This is a genomic window from Streptomyces sp. NPDC048291 (assembly GCF_043201715.1).
Lineage (GTDB): Bacteria > Actinomycetota > Actinomycetes > Streptomycetales > Streptomycetaceae > Streptomyces.
On record NZ_JBICZC010000001.1, the window covers coordinates 188,913 to 209,975 of the forward strand.

Annotated in this window: 19 protein-coding genes and 1 tRNA gene; 9 read left to right on the top strand and 11 right to left on the bottom strand. The window is 72.3% G+C overall.

All coding sequences use genetic code 11. From position 1 onward, the window contains the following. The first annotated feature begins 19 nt into the window (after positions 1–19). The 3 genes from ACGF5O_RS00790 (at position 20) to ACGF5O_RS00800 (ending at position 4,796) form a co-directional block, all read left to right on the top strand. A complete protein-coding gene (locus tag ACGF5O_RS00790) occupies positions 20–2,128 on the top strand; it encodes a transglycosylase domain-containing protein (RefSeq protein ID WP_393808383.1) in 2,109 nt (702 codons plus the stop codon). Between the two features lie 52 nt (positions 2,129–2,180). After that, positions 2,181–3,479 (top strand): hypothetical protein, encoded by a 1,299-nt coding sequence (locus ACGF5O_RS00795; RefSeq protein ID WP_393807772.1) that lies wholly within the window; start codon positions 2,181–2,183, stop codon positions 3,477–3,479. A gap of 144 nt (positions 3,480–3,623) precedes the next feature. Beyond that, a complete protein-coding gene (locus tag ACGF5O_RS00800) occupies positions 3,624–4,796 on the top strand; it encodes an amidase domain-containing protein (RefSeq protein WP_393807773.1) in 1,173 nt (390 codons plus the stop codon). Here ACGF5O_RS00800 and ACGF5O_RS00805 read toward each other — a convergent pair. Both ACGF5O_RS00805 and ACGF5O_RS00810 read right to left on the bottom strand, forming a co-directional pair. After that, a complete protein-coding gene (locus ACGF5O_RS00805) occupies positions 4,784–5,329 on the bottom strand; it encodes a DUF4383 domain-containing protein (RefSeq protein WP_393807774.1) in 546 nt (181 codons plus the stop codon). The genes ACGF5O_RS00800 and ACGF5O_RS00805 overlap by 13 nt on opposite strands. A gap of 99 nt (positions 5,330–5,428) precedes the next feature. After that, positions 5,429–6,766 carry a hypothetical protein gene (locus ACGF5O_RS00810; RefSeq protein WP_393807775.1) on the bottom strand — a complete coding sequence of 446 codons (1,338 nt, stop codon included), beginning with the start codon at positions 6,764–6,766 and terminating at the stop codon, positions 5,429–5,431. A 267-nt stretch (positions 6,767–7,033) separates the two neighbouring features. Here ACGF5O_RS00810 and ACGF5O_RS00815 point away from each other — a divergent pair. Beyond that, a tRNA-Val gene (locus ACGF5O_RS00815) sits at positions 7,034–7,105 on the top strand. Positions 7,106–7,152: 47 nt separating this feature from the next. Here ACGF5O_RS00815 and ACGF5O_RS00820 read toward each other — a convergent pair. Then, positions 7,153–7,482 carry a hypothetical protein gene (locus ACGF5O_RS00820; protein ID WP_393807776.1) on the bottom strand — a complete coding sequence of 110 codons (330 nt, stop codon included), beginning with the start codon at positions 7,480–7,482 and terminating at the stop codon, positions 7,153–7,155. A gap of 88 nt (positions 7,483–7,570) precedes the next feature. Further along, a complete protein-coding gene (locus tag ACGF5O_RS00825) occupies positions 7,571–7,858 on the bottom strand; it encodes a hypothetical protein (protein WP_393807777.1) in 288 nt (95 codons plus the stop codon). A 148-nt stretch (positions 7,859–8,006) separates the two neighbouring features. On the opposite strand from ACGF5O_RS00825, the gene ACGF5O_RS00830 reads away from it, so the two are divergent. Continuing rightward, positions 8,007–8,639, top strand: a complete 633-nt coding sequence (locus tag ACGF5O_RS00830; RefSeq protein ID WP_393807778.1) for a methyltransferase family protein — start codon at positions 8,007–8,009, stop codon at positions 8,637–8,639. Between the two features lie 6 nt (positions 8,640–8,645). Here ACGF5O_RS00830 and ACGF5O_RS00835 read toward each other — a convergent pair whose 3' ends face one another. Further along, positions 8,646–10,538, bottom strand: coding sequence for an SMI1/KNR4 family protein (locus ACGF5O_RS00835; RefSeq protein ID WP_393807779.1), 1,893 nt, complete (start codon positions 10,536–10,538; stop codon positions 8,646–8,648). A 106-nt stretch (positions 10,539–10,644) separates the two neighbouring features. Here ACGF5O_RS00835 and ACGF5O_RS00840 point away from each other — a divergent pair, with 106 nt between their 5' ends. After that, on the top strand, positions 10,645–11,220 hold the full coding sequence (locus ACGF5O_RS00840) for a hypothetical protein (RefSeq protein WP_393807780.1): 576 nt from the start codon (positions 10,645–10,647) through the stop codon (positions 11,218–11,220). Here the strand turns inward: ACGF5O_RS00840 and ACGF5O_RS00845 are convergent. Continuing rightward, on the bottom strand, positions 11,217–12,137 hold the full coding sequence (locus ACGF5O_RS00845; protein WP_393807781.1) for a ketopantoate reductase family protein: 921 nt from the start codon (positions 12,135–12,137) through the stop codon (positions 11,217–11,219). The genes ACGF5O_RS00840 and ACGF5O_RS00845 overlap by 4 nt on opposite strands. Before the next feature lie 90 nt (positions 12,138–12,227). On the opposite strand from ACGF5O_RS00845, the gene ACGF5O_RS00850 reads away from it, so the two are divergent. Then, positions 12,228–12,458 (top strand): DUF2277 domain-containing protein, encoded by a 231-nt coding sequence (locus tag ACGF5O_RS00850; protein ID WP_351494278.1) that lies wholly within the window; start codon positions 12,228–12,230, stop codon positions 12,456–12,458. A gap of 167 nt (positions 12,459–12,625) precedes the next feature. Here ACGF5O_RS00850 and ACGF5O_RS00855 read toward each other — a convergent pair whose 3' ends face one another. The 4 genes from ACGF5O_RS00855 to ACGF5O_RS00870 all read right to left on the bottom strand — a co-directional run bounded on the left by ACGF5O_RS00855 (position 12,626) and on the right by ACGF5O_RS00870 (position 17,991). Then, on the bottom strand, positions 12,626–13,195 hold the full coding sequence (locus ACGF5O_RS00855; protein WP_393807782.1) for a DedA family protein: 570 nt from the start codon (positions 13,193–13,195) through the stop codon (positions 12,626–12,628). Positions 13,196–13,441: 246 nt separating this feature from the next. Next, complete coding sequence (locus ACGF5O_RS00860) at positions 13,442–15,385, bottom strand: FAD/NAD(P)-binding protein (protein ID WP_393807783.1); 1,944 nt, start codon at positions 15,383–15,385, stop codon at positions 13,442–13,444. Positions 15,386–15,530: 145 nt separating this feature from the next. Then, positions 15,531–17,156, bottom strand: a complete 1,626-nt coding sequence (locus tag ACGF5O_RS00865; protein WP_393807784.1) for an alkaline phosphatase D family protein — start codon at positions 17,154–17,156, stop codon at positions 15,531–15,533. Positions 17,157–17,346: 190 nt separating this feature from the next. After that, the gene (locus ACGF5O_RS00870) at positions 17,347–17,991 is read right to left on the bottom strand and encodes an HNH endonuclease family protein (RefSeq protein ID WP_393807785.1); all 645 of its coding nucleotides are present in this window, start codon (positions 17,989–17,991) and stop codon (positions 17,347–17,349) included. Between the two features lie 420 nt (positions 17,992–18,411). Here ACGF5O_RS00870 and ACGF5O_RS00875 point away from each other — a divergent pair, with 420 nt between their 5' ends. Both ACGF5O_RS00875 and ACGF5O_RS00880 read left to right on the top strand, forming a co-directional pair. Further along, positions 18,412–18,993: a TMEM165/GDT1 family protein gene (locus tag ACGF5O_RS00875; RefSeq protein WP_362598850.1), complete on the top strand. Its 582-nt coding sequence runs from the start codon at positions 18,412–18,414 to the stop codon at positions 18,991–18,993. A gap of 220 nt (positions 18,994–19,213) precedes the next feature. Continuing rightward, the gene (locus tag ACGF5O_RS00880; protein ID WP_393807786.1) at positions 19,214–19,876 is read left to right on the top strand and encodes an HAD-IA family hydrolase; all 663 of its coding nucleotides are present in this window, start codon (positions 19,214–19,216) and stop codon (positions 19,874–19,876) included. Between the two features lie 207 nt (positions 19,877–20,083). Here ACGF5O_RS00880 and ACGF5O_RS00885 read toward each other — a convergent pair whose 3' ends face one another. Further along, positions 20,084–21,019, bottom strand: coding sequence for a peptidoglycan-binding protein (locus ACGF5O_RS00885; protein ID WP_393807787.1), 936 nt, complete (start codon positions 21,017–21,019; stop codon positions 20,084–20,086). Positions 21,020–21,063: the final 44 nt, after the last annotated feature.

A 21,063-nucleotide genomic window follows, 5' to 3' on the forward strand; every position in this document is an offset into this window, starting at 1 on the left:
CCTGCGGGCGGACGTCACGATGCAGATCCGGGTGCCCGAACAGCGGCAGCCCGAGCCGGAGCCGACGGCCCCCGGCGGCCGTGCCGAGCGGCGCCGCAGCGCCCGCCCGACGCCGCGTGAACGCGTGCTGGAGGCAGTGGCGAGGTTCCGGGCTCTCGTGGGGCCCCGACTCGCGCCACTGGCGCCGTACGCGCGCAGGCTGCGGCCGCTGTACCCGCGGCCCGGCCGGACCGGCTGGCGGCGCTGGATGCCGTCCTGGCGGCAGTGGCTGGGGGCCTGGCTGGGCGGTATCGGGCTGACCGGGATGTTCCTCGTGGTCGCCTACGCGGCGACGGACATACCGTCGAACCTCAACACGTACGCCACCCAGCAGGACAACGTCTACTTCTGGTCCGACGGGACGCCGATGGCCCGGACCGGCTGGGTGCAGCGGCAGGACATGCCGCTCAAGGACATACCCGTGGACGTGCGCTGGGCGGTGCTCGCGGCGGAGAACGAGAGCTTCTACACCGACCCCGGCATCTCGATGAAGGGCATCGCCCGCGCCCTCTACCGCACGGTCGGCGAGGGGGACACCGAGGGCGGCTCCACCATCACCCAGCAGTACGTGAAGAACGTCTACCTGACGCAGAACCAGACCATCAGCCGCAAGTTCACCGAGGCGATGATCTCCCTCAAGCTCGACAACAAGATGAGCAAGGACCAGATCCTCGAGGGCTACCTCAACACCAGCTGGTTCGGCCGGGGCACCTACGGCATCCAGCGCGCCTCCCAGGCCTACTACGGCAAGGACGTCAGCCGGCTGAACGTCAGCCAGGCCGCCGTGCTCGCCTCGCTCCTCAAGGGCGCCGGACTCTACGACCCGACGCTCAGCAAGGCCAACCACAAGCGGGCGGTGGAGCGCTGGTCCTGGATCCTGGACCGCATGGTCAAGATCGGCAAGCTGTCGCCGGCCGAGCGCGCCAAGTACACGAAGTTCCCCGAACCGATCACGACCAACAAGGTGTACGACACCGGTAGCCAGAGCGACTACCTGGTGGAACTGGCCCAGCAGTACGCCAAGAAGTCCGCCCACATCTCGGACAAAGACTTCGACCTCGGCGGATACCAGATCTACACGACCTTCGACCGGAAGAAGGAGAGCACCCTCACCACGGCCGTGACCAAGGCCCGCAAGGAGGCCAAGGCGAGCGACCCCAAGAACGCCGCCGCCGCCCACTACGGCGCCGCCTCGGTCGCGACCGACGGACGGATCGTCGCCGTCTACGGCGGACCCGACCACCGGACCCAGGGCTACAACGAGTCCAACGCCACCACCGTTCCGGCCGGCAGCGCCTTCCTGCCCTTCGTCTACGCCGCCGGACTCCAGAACGGCGTCCACAAGGAACGCGGCGCAGCCGCCACCGAGGTCCTGCCCGAGACGCTCTACGACGGCGACGACAAGGTCCCGGTCACCACACCCGACGGACCGTACTGGGACCGCGGCGGCAAGAAGGTCTACGCCAAGAACGACGACGACAGGTCCTACGGGCAGATCAGCCTCGCCAACGCCCTCGCCCAGTCGGTGAACACCCCGTTCATGCAACTGGGCATGGACACCGGACTCGACAAGGTGCGCGCCACCGCGGTGGCCTCCGGGCTGCTCTCCGACAGCATGGGCGCCCAGGTGCCCACCCTGTCCATCGGCAGCTCCACACCGAGCGCGATCCGGATGGCCAGCGGATACGCCACGTTCGCGGCCGGCGGCGACCACACCGAGCCGTACTCGGTCTCCAAGATCACCCGCAACGGCCGCCGGGTCCACCTGGACACCCCCCAGCCGGCCCGCGCGGTCCGCGACGACGTGGCCGAGGACGTCGAGCAGGCGCTCACCGAATCCTTCCGCCTGGCCCATCCGACCGCCGCGGCCACCACCACGGCGGCCGGCAAGGCGGGCAGCACCTACGCGGGCGGCAAGGACACCGCCGCCTGGTACACCGGCACGCTCTCCAAGGTGACGACGTCGGTCGTCGTGTACCGCATCGACCTGAACAAGTCCCTGGAGCCGCTGCCGCTCAAGGGAATCGCCGGATCCGGCACCGACAACGTCCCGTACACGGTCTGGGCACAGGCCATGGGCCTCGACTGACCCCCGAGGCCACGACGCTCCCCACGCCACCCACCCGCAGAATGAGCCGAGCATGAAGCCCCGCACGAAGCCGACAACCGGCGGCCACCGCCGCAAGGCGCCCGCACGTGACCGCCGTCCAGCCCGCCCGGAGGTCATGACCCTGGCCGCCTTCCTGGTCGTGGCCTCCCTCGTCGCGGGCTACCTGGTGCTCACCAGACAGGACGACACCGCGCCCACCGCCGCCGGGACCACGAAGGCCTCCCCGTCGGCGTCGGCGTCGCCGAAATGGGACGGCAAGACCCACGTCCTGGGCGACGGCTCGACGTCGTACACCGGGCCGCAGAAGGGCCAGTTGAAGCCCGAGAAGCTCAAGCCGGGCGAGAAGCCGCCCCAGTTCGTCGTCTTCTCCTGGGACGGCGCCCTGGAGGGCTCCGACCATCTCTTCTCGCACTACCGGGAGATGGCCAAGGAGTACAACGCCCACATGACCTTCTTCCTCACCGGCATCTACCTGCTGCCCAAGAGCAAGAAGACCCTCTACACCGGCCCGATGCACCAGCCCGGCGACGCCGCCATCGACTACGCCACCGACGAACACATCCGCACCACCCTGGAACAGCTCCGCGACGCCTACAACGACGGCAACGAGATCGGCACCCACTTCAACGGCCACTTCTGCGAGGCCAAGGGCGGCCGCGACTGGAGCGTCGAACAGTGGAAGAGCGAGATCGACCAGTTCTACAAGTTCGTCGAGAACTGGAAGACCAACACCGGCTTCAAGGACATCCCCGCCCTGCCCTTCGACTTCAAGCAGGAGGTCGTCGGCGGCCGGGCCCCCTGCCTGGAGGGCCAGCCCAACCTGCTGAAGGCCCTGCAGAAGTACGGCTACAACTGGAAGTACGACGCCAGCTCCCCCGGCGACTTCCAGATCTGGCCCTCCAAGAAGGACGGCCTCTGGAACTTCCCGCTGGAGATGCTCCCCTACCCCGGCGGTGACTACCAGGGCCTCTCCATGGACTTCAACTTCCTCTACAACCAGTCCAACGGCGAGACCGACGGCGACCCCGCCAAGTACGCCGAATGGGAGCAGCAGACCGTCGAGTCCTACATGGACGGCTTCAACCGCGTCTACTACGGCAGCCGCGCCCCGCTGTTCATCGGCAACCACTTCGAGGACTGGAACGGCGGCATCTACATGAAGGCCATCGACCAGGTCATCCCGAAGATATGCACCAAGAAGGGCGTCAAGTGCGTCTCCTTCAAGGAGCTCTCCGACTGGATGGACGCCCAGGACCCGGCCACCCTGGCCCGGCTGCGCACCCTGGACCCCGCCCAGGCCCCGTCCGACTGGTCCGACATCGTGAAGTGAGCGTCGTACCGGCTCCCGGCAGACCCTTCAAGTCGACACGGCAGCAAGCGGATTCCAATCGTGCAACCCCCTTCACAGGAGTCACACACGCCGTGCGAAGATGCCGTCGCCCGGTAGAGGTGTACCGGCGTAGAGGGGAACACATTGAAATCCAGAAAACTGAGCCGTAAGCGCAGCCGTGCGGCCATAGTCACGGCGGCGGCCGCCTCGGTCGTCGCCGGCGTCGCCCTCGTGCCCAACTGGAGCGCGGGCGCGGCCGTCGTCGACGACCCGACCGTGAACGCCGCGACCAAGGCGACCTTCCAGAAGCTGGCCGACGCGGTCTTCACCGACCGCACCCAGGCCCTCGTCCAGGGTGCCTCGCAGAAGAAGCAGACGTCCCGCTTCTCCGGCGGCGTCCGGCTCTCCAGCACCCAGTCACGCGACGAGAGCGCGGCGCTGACCCAGCTGCGCGGCCGTCAGAGCAGCATCGCCAAGGCCGGTGAGACGTACAGCGCCGGCAGCACCCAGGTCACGCTCGACGCGACCCGCGTGACCGGCCGCACCGCCAAGGCCGACGTCACCGAGACGACGACGCTGACCTACGCGAAGGCCGCCTCCGGCACGCCGAAGACCACCGGCTTCCAGGCCCACCACGAACTGACCTTCAAGGCGGACCGGCAGGGCACCTGGCAGCTCACCACCATCAAGGACACCGACGACGGCGGCCTCGCCGTCAACACGCTGTCCAAGCCCTCGGTCAAGGCGCCCGCCACCGGCGACGACGGCAACACCACGCCGGACGCCCCCCGCGCGGCCACCACGCGCAACCCCACGGCCGTGCCGAAGACCCTCACCGGCGGCACGTACGACTACAAGGCGATGGCCACGTACGCCGAGAAGTACTGGAACAACTACAACACGGACTACCCGAACTACAACAACGAGACGGCCGGCGGCGACTGCACCAACTTCGTCAGCCAGTCGCTCAAGGCCGGCGGCTGGAAGCACGTCCCGGGCTACGTCTACGACTACACCAAGTGGTTCGGCAACGCCGACATCCAGTCGGACTCGTTCGTCGGCGTCAACGAATGGTCGTGGTTCGCCCAGAACTCCAAGCGGACCACGCCGCTCGCCAACGTCTTCCAGGCGCAGGTCGGCGACGTCATCCAGATGGACTTCGACCGGGACGGCTCGAAGGACCACACGATGATCGTCACGTACGTGGCCAACGGCATCCCGTACGTGACCTACCACTCCAACAACACCTACCGCAGGTCGCTGGCGAGCCTCGTCGCGTCGTACCCGAACGCGTACTACTACGCCTACCGCACCTGATCATCGGCAGCCGTGACGGCCCGCTGCTCCGACTCGGGGTGGCGGGCCCGCCAGTACGGGTTGTCGTGCGGCAGGTTCGTACTGACCCTGCCGTACATCCCGAACACCATCAGCACCAGACCCACCACGAAACTGAACAGCACGTTCTGGATCTTGAAGGCCAGGAAGTCCGAGTCCGTGTCCAACAGGGCCAGGAACAGGAAGCCGTTCAGGATGAACAGCACGCCGAGCACCATGTTCAGCGTGGACGCGAAGTTCCCGCCGATCACCATCCCGACGAACAGCAGCAGCCCGACACAGATCGACAGCACGCTCAGCGCGCCGTTGGTGTTCAGGCCGATCGCGGTGTTCCCACCCGTGTCGAAGAAGCCGATGTTGTTGGTCAGCCCGAGGATCCCGAAGGCCAGCAGGAACAGGCCCATCAGCCCCGCCCCGATCCGGTAGACCTGGTTCAGGCGGTGATCGACGGGCAGCGCCTCGTCGAAAATGATCTGCGGCCGTGACATCCCCGAACGCGCCGTGTGCGAGGCCATCTCCGCCTCCCCATCTGGATTGCGGGTCGCCTCCCAATATCCGCCTGCACCGACAGGACGGCAAACGACTCGGACGGCTGACGCCTCAAGCGACACGGCTCACGGATGACCCGTGCCCCGGTCCTCCCGGATCTGCGCCACCGTCCGCGCCACCGACTGCCGCACCGCCTCCGTCTCCGTCAGGAAGTGCCAGTAGTCGGGATGCCGCCCCTCCAGCGTGCCCACCGCCCGGTCCAGCCGCGCCACCGCGTCGTCCAGCGGCCGGGCGTGCCGCGGATCCGGGCTGGACCGCCCCGCCATCGCCAGCCGCTGCGCGTCCCGGATCGCGAACCGCGTCCGGTCGATCTCCGCCTGCGGATCCTTCTGCACCGCGTTCAGCCGGCCCAGCCGGTCACCGGCCGCGGACACCGCCTCGTCCGTACTGTTCAGCAGCGCCCGCACCGTCGACAGCAGCGACGTCGCGTCCGCCCACCGCTGCGCGTCCCGCGCCGCCTGCGCCTCCCGCAGCTTCACCTCGGCCTGCCGCACGTTCTCCACGGCCTGCCGCGGCACCTGCTGCAAGTCCTGCCAGCAGGCCGCCGAGAACCGCCGCCGCAGCTCGCTCAGGACCGGATCCACCTGCCCGGCCCTGGTGGTCAGCGCCTGCGCCCGCGTCCGCAGGCTCACCAGCCGGTGATCGATCTCCGCCGCCTGCTCCGGCAGCCGCTCGGCCTCGACCCGGATCGCCTCGGCCTCCCGCTGCACCCGCCCGGCCCGCTCCAGCGTCGCCTGCACGCCGTGCTGCCCCGCGCCCTGGTTCAGCCTGGTCAGCTCCGGCGACAACGCGGCCAGCCGGGCCGCCAGCTCATCGGCCCGGATCGGGGTCCTCCGCACCGCGTCGAGCGCGTTGCTGGCCGCCAGCAGCGCCTGCCGGGCCCGCTCCACGGCGGGCGCCAGCCGCGCCAGCTGCGTCTCGGCCTTCCCGAGCAACGGCCCGAGCGACTCCCCGAACCGGTCCAGCTCCCCCTTCACCCGCACCAGCTCGTCCTTGGCCCCGGAGAGCTCCCCGCGCGCCCGCGACGCCGTGGCCGCCTCCAGGTCGTCCCGGTCCAGGTCGTAGGCGTCGATCGCCTGGATGTACCGGTTGCTGACCTCGTCGATCCGCCGCCCCAGCGCCTCGAAGTCGGAGACGGCACGACGGGCCGCCGGCGAGTCGTCGACGGCGGAGATGGTCTCTATCGAGATCCGCAGGTCCCGCTGGGCGGTGTCCAGCTCGTAGAACGCGGTCGCCGCGGCATCCTTCGCCGCCTGCGCCTCCGCCCGCTGACTCTCCGCCCGCCCTCCGAACCACCGCCGCGTCCCGCCACCGGCGAACGCCCCGGGCACCACCAGCACCGCCAGCAGCGGCAGGCTCACCAGACCGAGAACATCCCGAAGCGGCGTACGCCGGGCCCGCACGGGAGGCGGGTACGACTGCTCGGATACCGCCGAATTCGCCGATGTCCCCGTCACTTCTCCCTCTCCCGTACCACGCTGCGCCCCGTGTCCTGGCGGTCGCTCCAATTCTCCCACCCGTGAAAGACGAACACACGGGCCGGTCAGTTCGCGGTTGAGGCGATCGGCCGGGGACGGTTCGGAGGTGCGGCGGGCGGCGGGGTGGCTGGTCGGCCCGGATACGGGTTTGCGGGACAGCGCCCCTGGCAATGTAGGCTGTCGACTCGTCTCGGGTGCGTAGCTCAGTGGTAGAGCGCCTGCCTTACAAGCAGGATGTCGGCGGTTCGAAACCGTCCGCGCCCACGTGGAGAGAGGACCCCGGCCGATGCGGCCGGGGTCCTCTGCTGTGTTCAGCCCTTCTCGTGCGCGTGCTTGAGCCGGCTTCGGGCGTCCATGCGGTCCGGTGCCGTGACCTCCGCCCAGAAGCGGTGGCCGCTGACGAACACCGCGAGTTCGTGCTCGCGGCGGCGGAGCTTCTCCACCTCGGCCTGTTCGTCCTCGGTCCAGCCCGGGGAGGCGGGGCGCTCCACCTTGCGCCAGCCGCCGTCGTCACTGAATCCGTCCAGCGGCACGACCGACCAGGGGAGCCGCTTCAGCAGGGCCGAGAGCTCGGCCCGGACCTGATGCAGCTCCTCCTGACCGGCGAGGAGGTCACTCGGAAAGTCATAGGTCGCAGCCACGCGGCAATGGTACGCCTGTTCGATTTTAGGTGGCGAGTTTGTTCGTGGGGTTCATGCGTTCGATCCGGGGCGCCGTCGGTCCGCGCCGTCACGCGGCGCCCCAGAGGTCGATCACCGCCACCAGGCAAACACCGGTGACCAGCCCCTGTACCACCGCCGTGACCCACATCCGTGCGCTCCACGCCGCCGCCGCGATGATCCCCGTGCACAGGGCGAGACCTCCCAGGCATGCCAGGGGGACCCACGCCGCCGCGAATGTGTAGAGCGTCAGAATGGCCAGGGCTCCGAACACCGCGACCGCCTCGAACACCGCCATGGCCACCGCCGCGACCACGTCCCCGGTCCACTTCGCGTACCGTCTGACTCCGTCGTCCACCACCGCAGGGTCTCCCGGAGCCGGGGACTCCGCCGGTCCCGGCCTCATACCGATACCGGACCGGGATCCGATTCGACCGGGGGTGGAGACCCTCTCCATCGACCTGTGGGTGGTGGTGGGCGGCCGGGTGTCGGAGGAGCCTTGGGGTATGGGAGCACTGCACTCGGGGCTTGTCGCACTCACCGGTGTCTGCGTTCTGGTCTTCGTCGTGGCCTGGATCGCGGGTGCCGTCTACTTCGGGGTGAAGAGGCGGGCCGGTGTGCGGGGTTGGGCGCGGGGGCTGCGTCGTACGCTGCCCCGCCGGGTGCTGCTGGTCGCCGGTGCCTGGGTGTTCTCCTGGGGGGTCGGGCGCACCGCCGGGTTCTGGCACCGCCTGCAGTACTGGCAGCCCGGACTCGCGCTTCTCGGCGGCCTGCTCGTCGTCGCCGCCACCGCTCTGTTGCTGTGGGCCCGCTGGGTCCTGGGCACGATGTGGGCCAGCGTCCCGACGGTCCAGGAGCACCACGAACTGCGCACCGACGGGCCCTACCGGCTCGTTCGCCACCCCATCTACACCGGCCTGCTCGGACTGGTCGTCGGCGCCATGCTGGCCTGCGGCTTCGGCGCCTGGACAGCCGCCCTGGCGGTCGCCGTCCCGTGGCTGCTGACCCGGGTGCGGACCGAGGACGCGCTCATGGCCGGCCGGTTCGGAGCCTCGTACGACGCCTACCGCGCTCGGGTTCCGGCTCTCGTACCGTGGGTCCGTCCGCGCCACGGGGACGCGAGCAGCAGCCCGGGGTAGATCCCGCTACGGACGGTGCGGCACCAGGCGGACGGTCACGTACGACTCGCCCGGGCCGGGGGCGCGGTTCCAGGGGCGGGTGCGGAGGGTGTGCAGGCGGCCCCGGGTGAGCGCGAACCGGGGCAGGCGGACGCCGAATTCGGTGGCGAGGGCCTCCAGGACGCGGCGCTCGTGCCGCCCGTGTTCGTCGGGGCCGTCCGGCAGGAGGCGGAGGGACTCCGGGACGGGACCCCGGTGTTCGGCCGTGGTGCCGCGGGCGGTGACGCCGTACCGCTCCTCGCCGTTCTCGGCGACGGAGAGGTGGAAGAAGCCGGGGCGGTGGTCGCGGGGCGGACCGCTCCACACCGTGACCGTGCGGGTGTCCCGGGAGGCTGCCAGGCCCGGGGAGACGAAGCGCCGTTCGGCGACGTTCCAGTGCGAGCGTGCCTCGAACGCGAAGCTCCAGCCGGGGCCCGCCCGGCCGACCGCGGCCAGTGCCGTGTCCGCCCATGGCGGGAGGTGATCACCGGCACGGAAGCGCATCGGGGCGCTCTGCGGCGTCGTCGGGGCGTAGAGGTCGGTGGGTTCGCCGGCGGCGGCGATGCGGGACGGCAGGTCGGCCGGTGCCACACCCTCCACGAGGACGAAGCGGTACGAGGTTCGCGAGGTGCCCGCGGTCTCGTCGGCCAGCCAGGCCAGGCCCGGGGGGTCCAGGTCGGCGGTGGGCGGCGGGGTGTCGCCGGGCTGTCCGGCGCGGGGTGTGGCGAGGAGTTCCCGGCCGCGGTCCGGTGTGATCAGGGGGCCGAGGAGCGGGTCGGCGAGCACGCCGAGCGGGGCGAGGTGCTCGGAGCTGAGCGGCCGCCAGTCGGGGAGGGCGGCGCGCAGGGTGTGCCAGGCCGCGTCCGTGTCGCCCCAGCGGGCGAGTTCCCGGGCTTCCTCGACGGCCCGTCCGAAGGGGCCCTCGGCGGTGTAGCGGTAGGTGCCCTCCCGTATCTGCCGCAGGATCTCGTCCGCGCCGGCGCGCACCGCGTCGGAGGCGCCCGGCAGGGCGTGGGCCGGCAGACCGCCGTCCCGGTGCATGCGGGCGTGCTCCTTCGCCAGCACGGGCACGACCTCCGCGGCGTACACCGGGTCGGCCGCCAGGCCGCGGAAGGACACCAGGTACGTCTCCCCGCGCAGTCGGCGGAGCTGGTCGTGCAGCCCCGTCGCGCGTGGCCTGCCGAAGGCGACCGCCTCCGCCAGTGCCTCCGCCGCCCGCTCGTACCTCCCGCCCAGCGCGTCCAGCCGCGCGGCCGTCACGGAGGCGTCCAAGGCGCGTGTCGTCGCGTTGTCGAACACCGGCCCGCCCCGCTCCGGGGCGCCCGCCCGCAGGCGGTGGAACTCGCGGTACGTCGCCTCCATGAACGTACGGAAGGACCCGTACCGCCTCGGCATGTCCCCGTACCACGGCGCCCACGTGTACACGGCCCACTCACCCGCCTCGTCCACGTCCCCCGGGTCCAGGAGGACGTAGACGGCGTCCGACTCGACGTCCAGTTGCAGTGCTCGCCCCCACATGCCGGCGAGGAGTTCGTCACCGGGGGTGGAGTCGTCGTGCAGTTCCCCGGGGAAGTACTCGGACAGGCCCGCCGCGTCCTCGTGCCACCGGGCCTGGCCGGTGCCGGCGAGCACCCAGACGAAACCGCCCGCGTGCCGCCAGCCGTCGCTCACCGCGAGGAAGGTCCGGTACGACGGCGGCAGCCGGTGCCCGAGCCGCTCCTCCAGCTCGCGTATCCGCTCCTCCGGCGCGGGCGGGAACCCCAGCCGGCGTGTCCGCAGCGGCTCCTCGTCCCGGTCCTGCGGGTCCCCGTCCTGCGCGTCCGCCCACTCCTGGCTCCACCGCGCCAGGAGGGACCGCCAGTCCTCGCTCGTGTCCGTCATGCCGGAGATCCTGGCAGCCGCCACTGACAACGGCCCGGACCGCGGGCTGAGAAGCTGGAGCACAGGATGGTGTTCCCGCCGGGCGGGAGAACGGAGTGAGGACGGGATGAGCGGGCAGCGGCGGTCGGCGTTCGTGAAGGTGTGCGGGCTCACCGAGGAGCGGCAGATCGACTGGGCGGTGGAGCTGGGGTACGACGCCGTCGGGATCGTCGTGACACCGAAGAGCAAGCGGTACTGCCCGCCCGAACGGGCCGTGGAGCTGGCCGCGTACGCCCGGGGGCGGATCCCCGTCTTCGCCGTCGCGCTGACCCTCGCCGAGACGGCCGCCGTCGCCGAGCACGTCGACGTCGTCCAGATCTACGAGCAGGCCGACATCCCGAACCTCGCCCTCGCCTCCGGCACCCCGCCCGAGAGGCCGGAGGCGCTGCGGTACTTCTTCTACGACGCCAGCGCGGGCAGCGGCGTGTTCGCGGACATCCCCGTCTGGGTCGGTGAGGTGCCGGGGAAGGTGGTGATCGCCGGCGGCCTGGACGAGCACAACGTGGCCGGTGTCATCGAGGAGTTCGGGCCCTACGGCGTGGACGTCTCCAGCAGCGTCGAGACCGCGCCGGGGGTGAAGAGCCGCGAGAAGATGGCCGCCTTCGTCGCCGCCGCCCGCACCCCCGGACGGCACGCCGGTTAGTGTCCGGCTTCGCGCAGCTCCCTGACGACGCGGGCCGTCACCGGCACCGGTACGCCGTGCCGGTCCGCCGCGCGCAGCAACGCGCCTCCGATCGCGTCGAGTTCGAGGGCGCGGCCGGCCTCCGCGTCGCGCTGCATCGAGGACTTGGCGGCGGGCGGGAAGGCGTCGTACCGGGCCAGGGCCTGGGCCGGGTCGACGGGGGCGCCGCAGGCGCGGCTGACGGCGGCGGTCTCCGCCACCAGGGACGCCAGTTCCTCGCGGTGCCGGGTGCGGGCCTCGCCGAGGGGGAGGGCGTAGCGGGTGGTGAGGAGGGCGAACGGGGCGAGGAACGCCATCTTCGCCCAGAGGGCGGTGGTTTCGTCGTCCAGGACGCGGGTGGCGGGGCCGGCCGCGGTGAGGGCTTCGGCGAGGGCCTCCAGGCGGGGGCGGGGGACCTTGGCGCCGGTCAGGTCGATCTCCGCGAAGGGGCTGGTGTGTTCGACGAGCCCGGGGGCGGTGCGGGTCGACTCGACGCGGATCACGGACGGGGCCACGCGGTCGGGGGCGTAGCGGGCGCGCAGCAGCGCGGGGTGTTCCACGCCGTTCAGGAACGGGACGAGGAGGGCGTCGCCGAGGGCCGCGGGCGGGATCCGGGTGAGGGCCGCGTCCAGGGCGGTGGCCTTGACGGTGACCAGGCAGGCGTCGACGGGTTCGCGCAGGGCCGTGTCGGCGTCGACGGGCGCCGTGAAGTCGCCGAACAGGGCGCTGCGGACCTGGATTCCGGTGGTACGGAGGGTGCGGGCCGTCTCCTCGCCCGCGAGGCAGAGGACGCGGTGGCCGGAGCGGGAGAGCAGGGCGGCGAGCAGGGCGCCGACGCCGCCGGGGCCGAGGACGGCGACGGCCAGGCGGGGGACGGGTGCGTTCGGGGTGTTCGGCATGGAGCTGTCCTCTCGTCGGTCGGCCCCGGGAGCGGTGGCCGCCTCGAAAAGATCCTCGCAGGAAGAAAGGGGCTACGGGAGACTGGGGACATGTGCCGGAGTATCAAGACCCTGCGTCCGCCCCAGTTGGCCGAGGAGGCCACCGAGGAGGAGATCCGTGCTGCCGCGTTGCAGTACGTGCGGAAGGTGTCCGGGTTCCGGGCGCCGGCCGCGCACAACCGGGAGGTGTTCGAGCGGGCGGTGGACGCGGTCGCGGAGGCGACCGCTGCGTTGCTCGGGGGACTGGAGGTGCGGGGGCAGGGAGCCGTGAGCGGGGGCTGAGGTGGGGTGGGGACGCCTACCGGCGCCGGCCGGGTGCCTCCCCCGGCCTTCGGCCGGGGGGACCACCAGCGCCCACCCGTGCCGCCCTACGGCACGACTGCCCGCGGCCGGGAGATGGCGACGCCGCCCGCGGCTGGATGAGCTGAGACGGCCGGAGACGGTGGGTGCTACGCCGGGCGGCGTCTTCGCATCAGGTACCCGGCGCCGGCTCCCGCGCCGAACAGTGCCGCCACCGACACCGCCGTCGCCATCCAGGTCGCGCCGAGCCACTGGGCGCCCAGCCAGCCGAGGGCGACGCTGTAGACCGCCCAGGTCAGGCCCGCCAGGGCGGACCAGGGGAGGAAGTCGCGGACGCTGCGGTGGGTCGCGCCGGCGCCCAGGGAGACGATCGAGCGGCCGGCCGGGGCGAACCTGGCCAGGACGACCAGCGCGCCGCCGCCCCGGGACAGGGCCTCGCCGAGACGTTCCTGCGCGCGGCTCAGCCGGCGGGAGCGGGCGATGGCGCGGTCCAGGCGGGCCCCGCCACGCCGGGCCAGCCGGAAGGCGAACAAGTCGCCGAGGACCGACGCGGTGGCCGCGCAGAGGGTCAGCGCCAGGATGTCCGGCAGCGCGTGCGGCGGGACCCGTCCGGCCGACGCGCCGGTACCGGCCGCCGCTGCCGTGGCCGCGGTGATGACCAGCACCCCGCTCGGCAGGACCGGCAGGAACACATCAAGCAGCACGGAGAGGGCCACCATGGCGTATATCCATGGCCCGGCCTCCAGTGACCCCATGCTTTCCCACACGACGGTTCCCCCGCGATTGTCCTGTTGCGCCCCCCGACGACAGCCATACAGCGTACGCGGGGGGTGTGACAGGAGTGTCACGGGGGGCTCGTATGTTCGGCAAAGGGTTGTCGGAGATCGCCCATGCACGGGCCACGCACGTGCCATGTGCGTGCCATGCGGCGTCATGCAGTGCCATGCAGTGCCATGCGTGCGGCGTCATACGCCGACCGGCGTGTGCCGTTCGGCCGTCGCCGGCCGCCCGGGGCCCGCGGCCGGGCGCCCCGGGTCGGTCGCCGTCCGCGCTTCCCCCTCGGCCGCCGCCGTCCGCAGCACCGCCCGTGCTATCGCGTCCGCGTCCGAGAGGGTCACCGAGTCCACGCCCGGGCGGGCTCCCGCCGCGGTCACCCAGTGCACGCCCTCGGTGGGCACCCCGAAGGCGAACCGGCGTGCGTGCGGGCGGCCGTGGCGGTCGATGACGCGGTACGGGCGCGGTGTGACGTCGACGCCGCCGGTCTCGTGGCCGTCCACCGTGTGCGGGCGGCACGCGCCCTCGCGGACCAGGCCGGCCAGCAGTTCGTCGGCGGTGCGGCGCAGGTCCGGCTCGGGCAGGCGGGCCTCCACGACAGTGGTCACGCGGACCTCCGAGCCGGGGACCGCGGGGGAGCGGGCCACCCACGCGCCCGCCTCGTCGTCCACCTCCACCCCTGGGCCGAGCACCTCCACCATGCCCGCCGCCAGCAGCGCGGCCAGCTCCTCGATACGGCGGCGGGGCGGGCCGATGGACAGGAACGCGTTGAGCGGCGTGTACCAGCCGTCCAGGTGGGCCCGCCGGGAGGCGCCGGCCAGGCCGCCGTGGTCGACGATCAGCCGTATCTCGTTGCGCAGGTCGCGCAGCACGTCCAGGGCGGCCTTGAGCGGGCCGTGCACGTTGCCGAGGGCGGCCTGGGCCGCGTCCGCGCGCAGATATCCGAGCAGCCAGGCCCGCCACTGCGCGGGATCGGTGAACTTCCGGTCCCCGTACGGGTGCTGGAGGCGTTCCCAGGACCAGCGGTCTCTCTCCGGCACGCCGTGGGCGTCGAGTACGGCCGTCTCCGCGGGCCGGCCGCCGGCCGCGAGGAAGCGTCGGGTGAACTCCGGGTCGCCGGTCAGGGCGGAGTAGTAGACCGTCTCCACCTCCTTCGCGACCAGCGGCCAGATCTCCGTGCGGAAGTCGGGCGCGGCGCCGGAGTCCGCGTGCTTGCGGAAGCCCGCGATCACCTCGGGGGTGAGCAGCAGCGGGGTGTGACGGCCGTACGGGCCCTTCGCGTTGTCGCCGCGTGCCTGGTACGGGACGCCGCGCCGGGAGCCCGCGTACAGGCGGGGCTCGCGGCCGGAGGGGGTGTAGCGCAGGGAGCCGTCGGGGGTGCGGGTGAAACGGCCGCCGCGGCCGGTGGTCAGCAGGGCCAGGTGGTCGAAGAAGTTGAGGCCGAGGCCGCGCAGCAGCACCGGTTCGCCGGGCGCGATCGGGCTGAGGTCGACGTCGGCCGGGTTGGCGGGCGGGATGTGCCGGAGGCCGTGCCGGGCGGCGTGGGCGGACAGGAGGCGTTCCCCGGGGGACGTGGTCGCCGGGAGGTGGCCCTGGGCCAGCACGACCGCCGCCAGGCCGGGCAGGGTGCGGCCGTCGTCGAGGGTGAGCGTCTGGCGGCCGTCGGGGTCGTCGCGGAGGCGTACGGCCCGGCCGCGATGCGTCCGCACCCGGACCGTCCCCGGTGCCCGCGCCGCCGTCCTCGTGAACACCCATTCCAGGTAGCGGCCGTAGTGGGCGCGGGTCGGGTAGTCGTCGGGGCCCAGGTCGCCGGCCGCCCACTCGTGCAGGCTGGGTCCCGGCCGGACGGGGCCCGCGCACTCCACGCTGTCGTCGGTGAACAGGGTGACCTGGCTCGCCACGGTGTTCATCAGCAGCTCCGCCGACTGCGTCGTGCGCCAGACCCGGCCGGGGCCCGGTGGGGCCGGGTCGATCACGTGGATCGTGAGCGGCCGTCCCGGGGGCAGCAGTTCGGGGGCGGAGGCGCAGAGGCGTTCCAGGACGCTGGTGCCGCGCGGGCCGGCGCCGACCAGGGCGACGGAGACCGGCGCGGAATCCTGGACGGCCTGGAAGGACTCCTGGGGGGAGGAGGACAAGGACGTGACTCCCGGGCGAGTGGGGGCGCAGGGCAGTGACACCGCCCGCACGGGATCAGGAAGCGGACGGTCCGCCTCATCATGCCGTCGCGGTTAACAGTTGCCAACGTGCGCCCCCGGCAACACAGTTGTCACCCAGGTGTGCTCAGCGGGTGGTGAGGACGGACTCCGTCACGGTCTCCAGGGTCCCGTCCCGCCGGGCCCGCTCCAGCCGCAGCCGGGCCGAACGGCCGTGCAGCGTCAGCGTCATGAGCTGGTTGCCGAACCACGGCCCGCCCTTCTTCCGCCAGGTCACCGGCGGCGGCGCGCACCGCCCGTGCCGGGCCAGCCACCGCCCGAGGAACCGGGCCGGGGCGCTCCAGCCGAACCGGAAGCCGGCCCGGATCGTCGGCGGCACGGAGTTGTGGACGGGGGAGCAGGTGAGTTGCAGCACACGGGACGCGGGTGCGGTCCCGGGGGGCCACGCGGGCTCGGCGACGTAGGCGTGGTGGACGTCTCCGGAGAGCACGCAGACGGAGGCGGGTGCCTCGGGCCCGGAGCCGGTCCGGGCGAACAGGCCGGCCAGTTCGGTGAAGGAGGCGGGGAAGGCCGCCCAGTGCTCCAGGTCCGCCGCGCGGCGCAGCCGTTCCCCGAACCGGGCCCAGCGGGCGCCCCGTTCGCCCCGGCACAGGGCCGCGTCCCAGGTCTCCAGGTCGTGTATCAGGTGCGGCAGCAGCCAGGGCAGCGAGGTGCCGACGAGGAGGTGGTCGTACGACTCCCGGCCGTCCAGGGCCTGTTCGCGCAGCCACTCGGCCTCGCCGGGGTCGAGCATGGCGCGGCTCCGCTCGTCCAGGACGCGGGCCGCCCGGGTGTCCACCATCAGCAGCCGCACCCGCCCGAAGTCACGCCGGTAACTCCACCGCACGGCGGCCGGATCGGCGTCGGCCCCGGCGGCGAAGGCGCGCAACTCGTCCGTGCCGTCCGGTGCGTCGCACACGGCGGCGTACAGCGGGTCGGCGGCCAGCTCGGCCGGGGAGAGGTTGCCCAGGTGCTGGTGGACCCAGTACGACATCAGCCCGCTCAGCAGCCGCTCCTGCCACCAGGGGGTGGCCCGCATGTCGGCGAGCCAGGCGGCGGAGGTGTTCCAGTCGTCGATCACGTCGTGGTCGTCGAAGATCATGCAACTGGGCACGGTGGAGAGCAGCCAGCGCACCTCCGGGTCGAGCCAGGACTCGTAGTAGAGGCGGGTGTACTCCTCGTAGTCCGCGACCTCGGCGCCGGGCGCCTCCGCGAGGTCGCGGCGGGCGGCCAGCCAGCGCCGGGTGGCCGCCGAGGTCTCGTCGGCGTACACCTGGTCGCCCAACAGCAGGAGCACGTCGGGCCGTTCGCCGCCGGCGGCGATGCGCGCGGCGAGGCTGTCGAGGGCGTCGGGGCCGACCGGGTCGTGGCCGTCGGCGGGCGGCGCGGCCCAGCGGCAGGAGCCGAAGACGACGTGCAGGGGCTCGCCCGCGGCCGGGGCGCGGATCACCGGGGGCGGGAAGGGGGAGCCGGGCGGCGGCCACACGTGCGCGCCGTCCAGGAGGACGTCGTACGACGGTGAGGTCCCCGGGGTCAGCCCGGTGACCGGGACGAGGGCGTAGTGGTGGCCGGCCACCTGGAAGGTGCGCGCGGTGCCGCCGGCGCCGTCCGAGCAGCGCACCTCGGCGGTGCACGGACGGCTCGCCTCGACCCAGACGGTCGCCGACGAGCCGTCGGTGTACCTCAGCAGCGGTCCCAGCCGCAGTCCGGCCACAGTCCCCGCCCCTTTTCCTCGGTCGGCTCGCCTGCGGGGCGCTGTGGGCCGGAGGCGGGACGGCGAACGTGCTCGGCCCTTCGGGCCTCCGCGCGTTCGCCGTCCCGCCTCCGGCGCGCCCCTTCGGCTCACCTCGGTCGTCGCCCCGTACGGTACGGAACGACGGAGGCCCGCGGGGAGGTTCCGGTGCTCAGCAGGCGGAGAGGTAGCTGGTGAGCGCGCTCTTCTCGGCGGAGTCCACGGAGAGGCTGTAGTAGTACTTCACCTGGACCCAGGCGCGGACGTAGGTGCAGCGGTACGAGGTGAGGGACGGCATCCAGGTCGCCGGGTCCTGGTCGCCCTTGGACTGGTTCACGTTGTCCGTGACGGCGAGGAGCTGCGGGCGGGTGACGTCGTTGGCGAACGCCTCGCGCTGGGCGGTGGTCCAGTTGCGGGCGCCGGAGTCCCAGGCCTCGGCGAGCGGGACGAGGTGGTCGATGTCGACGTCGGAGGCGGCGGTCCAGGTGGCGCCGTCGTAGGGGGAGTACCAGGAGCCGCTGGTGGCGGTGCAGGCGGAGTTGGTGACGACGTTCGTACCGTCGCGCTTGAGGATCCACTCACGGGTGTTGCAGGTGCCGCTGATGGTGTCCCAGGTCGGGAACAGGTCGCGGTCGTAGCCGGTGCGGACCTCGGTCGCCACGGTGAGGGAGGCGAGGTAGGTGCGGGCGGTGGACGCGCTGACCGGGGTGGGGAGGGCGGCGGAGGCGGTCGGGGAGTTGAAGAGTGCGGCGGAGGCTATGAGTCCGGTGAAGGCGGCGAGTATGCTGAGCCGTCGACGCGCGTAGAACTTCGGCATGCGAACTCCCTTGTGGGGTGGGGGTGTTGGAGCGCGAGCGAGGGAATGCTCGCGCCGCCGTGTTGCCGATGAGTGAGCGTTCGGTAAGAAACTAATGACGCGTTCATGACACGACAAGGTGTGCGACGTGACTCACAGACGGGAGTTCCGGTCTTGGGATCGATGGCGCGGTCACGTACTGTTGACGGCGTTGAAGGGGAGTAGCTCTTCGCCGGACCGTCGACATACTGCTCAGCCCGTCTGAGCCGGCGCCCGGAGGCGGACCTCGGCCATCCCGGCCGTGCGGTCGCCAGCGAGACCTTCGGCAAGCAGTGCACGCCCGTGCCTACGGCACGGGTGACCTTGTGCGCTGCCGTGCCGAGGTGATCGTCTGCGAAGTGCGGTGCTCTCGGTGGGGTGGCCCCGACCGATTGAGGACCCTTGATCAGCATCACCGTGACGGCGCTCGTCTTCGGCGTCATCTTCCTCGCCGAACTGCCCGACAAGACCGCGCTCGCCGGTCTCGTCCTGGGCACGCGCTACCGGGCGTCGTACGTCTTCGCCGGTGTCGCCGCGGCCTTCCTCCTGCATGTCGTGCTCGCCGTCGCGGCCGGCAGCGTCCTGACCCTGCTCCCGCAGCAGATCGTGCACGCGCTGACCGGCGTGCTCTTCCTCGGCGGCGCGGCCGTGCTGCTGCTGAAGAAGGACGAGGAGGACGAGGAGATCCGCAAGCCGGCCGACCAGTCCTTCTGGAAGGTCGCCGGCACCGGGTTCATGCTCATCCTGGTCGCCGAGTTCGGAGACCTCACGCAGATCATGACGGCGAACCTCGCGGCGCGTTACGACGACCCGCTCTCCGTCGGCCTCGGCGCGGTGCTCGGCCTGTGGGCGGTGGCCGGGCTCGGCATCGTCGGCGGCAAGGCGCTGATGAAGAAGGTGCCGCTGCGGCTGATCACGCAGATCGCCGCCGTGCTGATGCTGGCGCTGGGCGTGTGGAGCCTGTGGGAGGCGATCGCGGGCTGAGCGGGGGCGCGGAGCGGCCCCGGCCGGGTTTCGGGTTGAAGAGTGGGTGAACGGTCGGCGAAGGCGCTGGCGGGAACCGCCCTCTGTTTTGTACCGTGGAGAAACAAAGTGGCTCCCGCCCGTTTTCCCTGACCGGCGGGCGGGGCCGCCTTGTTTTTCCCGGCCTGTGTTCGGCCTGTGTTCGGCCTGCTTTCGGCCCGTGTGTACTAGGAGCTGCCCGATGACGGCCACCGTCCTCACCGCCCGTGCCCTCCTGCTCGACATGGACGGCACCCTCGTCAACTCCGACGCCGTCGTCGAGCGCATCTGGCGGCGCTGGTCCGAGCGGCACGGGCTGGACGGCGACGAGGTCATGAAGGTGGTGCACGGCCGCCAGGGGCATGCGTCCATGGCGGTGCTGCTGCCGGACCGGCCGGTGAAGCAGAACCTCGCGGACAACGCGCGCATGCTGGCGGAGGAGACGGCCGACGTGGAGGGCGTGGTGGAGGTCCCGGGCGCCGCGGCCTTCCTCGCCTCCCTCCAGGGGCTGCCGCACGCGCTGGTGACCTCGGCGGACGTGGCGCTGTCCACGGTACGGATGGCCGCCGCCCGGCTGCCGCTGCCGGCGGTGCGGGTGACCGCGGAGTCGGTGGGCGCCAGCAAGCCGGACCCCGAGGGCTTTCTGAAGGGGGCGGCGGAGCTGGGGATCGCCCCGGCGGACTGTCTGGTCTTCGAGGACTCCGGCGCGGGGATCGCGGCGGGGCGGGCGGCCGGGATGCGGGTCGTCGGCGTCGGGGCGCGGGCGAGGGTGCACGGGCCGGACGTGGTGGTGCGGGACCTGACGGAGGTGCGGGTCGAGGCGGTGGCGGACGGATCGATGCGGGTGACCGTCAGCGGCAGCTGAGGCTGAGGCTGAGTTTTTCAGGGGCGCGGGGAACTGCGCGACCAATCCCCACCGGCCCGCGGCTGAGTTTTTCAGGGGCGCGGGGAACTGCGCGAGCAACCCCCACGCACCCGCAGGTACGCCACCACCGCAACCACCCCCCACCAACCGCCCCGACCAGCACCACTCACCGCCCCCACGGCAGCGCACCCCCCGTCGGCCCACCCCCTACGGCTCCGTCGTCTCCGACTCCAGCGCCGCCCGCGTAGCCGTTCCGTACACCCCCGACTCATCCGTCAGGATCCCCCGCGCCAGCTGGTACGTGCGCACCGCGCTCTCCGTCTTGCTGTCGTAGTGGCCGTCGGCCTTCCCGGTGAAGAGGTTCAGCTGGGTCAGCCGCTGCTGCAACTCGGTCACCTCCGCCCCGGTGTCGCCGGGGCGGAGGACCGGGGCCGAGGTGGGCTGCGCGGAGGCCGCCGCGCCCGTTGTGGACGCCGACCCGGTCGGTGTCGCCGAGCGGGAGGGCGTCGGGGACGGCGTCGCGCTGGACGGCGCGGGGGAGGACGGGGAACGCGACGCGCTCGGGCTCGCGGTACCGGACGGCGTGGCCGAGGGCGAGGACCCCGGAGAGGTGGCCGGCGCCGCGGCCGAGGCCGACGCCGTGCTCGGGGTCACGTCCGGGACGCTCTCCCGTACGTCCGCCGGTCCCGCCGTGTCCCGCTCCGGCGTCACGTGGGCGAACAGCCCGCCCGCGAACCCCGCCACCGCGAGGATCCCGACCACCGCCCCGGCGACCGCCGCCAGCAGGGCCCACCGGGGCGGCCGGCGCGACGGCCGCGCAGGAGCCGCCTCGACCAGGTCGGCGGCCACCGCCCGCAACGGCACGGTCGCCTCGGCCGTGACCGGCACGGCCGGCGGGTCCGTCACCACCGGCAGCGGCGCGGTCTCCCCGGCGTCACTGTCGCCGGCGTCCGCCTCGATGGCCACGTACGGCCGTATCCGCAGCGGGTCGAAGTCCTCCGCCGCCGCCTGTTCGGCCGTACGCGCGTCGCGCAACGCGTCGGCGGTCCGCCGGTTGCAGTCGCAGGAAGGGGAACCGTCCGGTCCCTTGGGTGTCCCGCACTCCGGGCACTGGTGGCCCCCGCTCCCCGTCGTGTCCGTCACGGAGTCCGTCCCTCCCCTCACGATCCTCCCCCTCACAAGCTCCA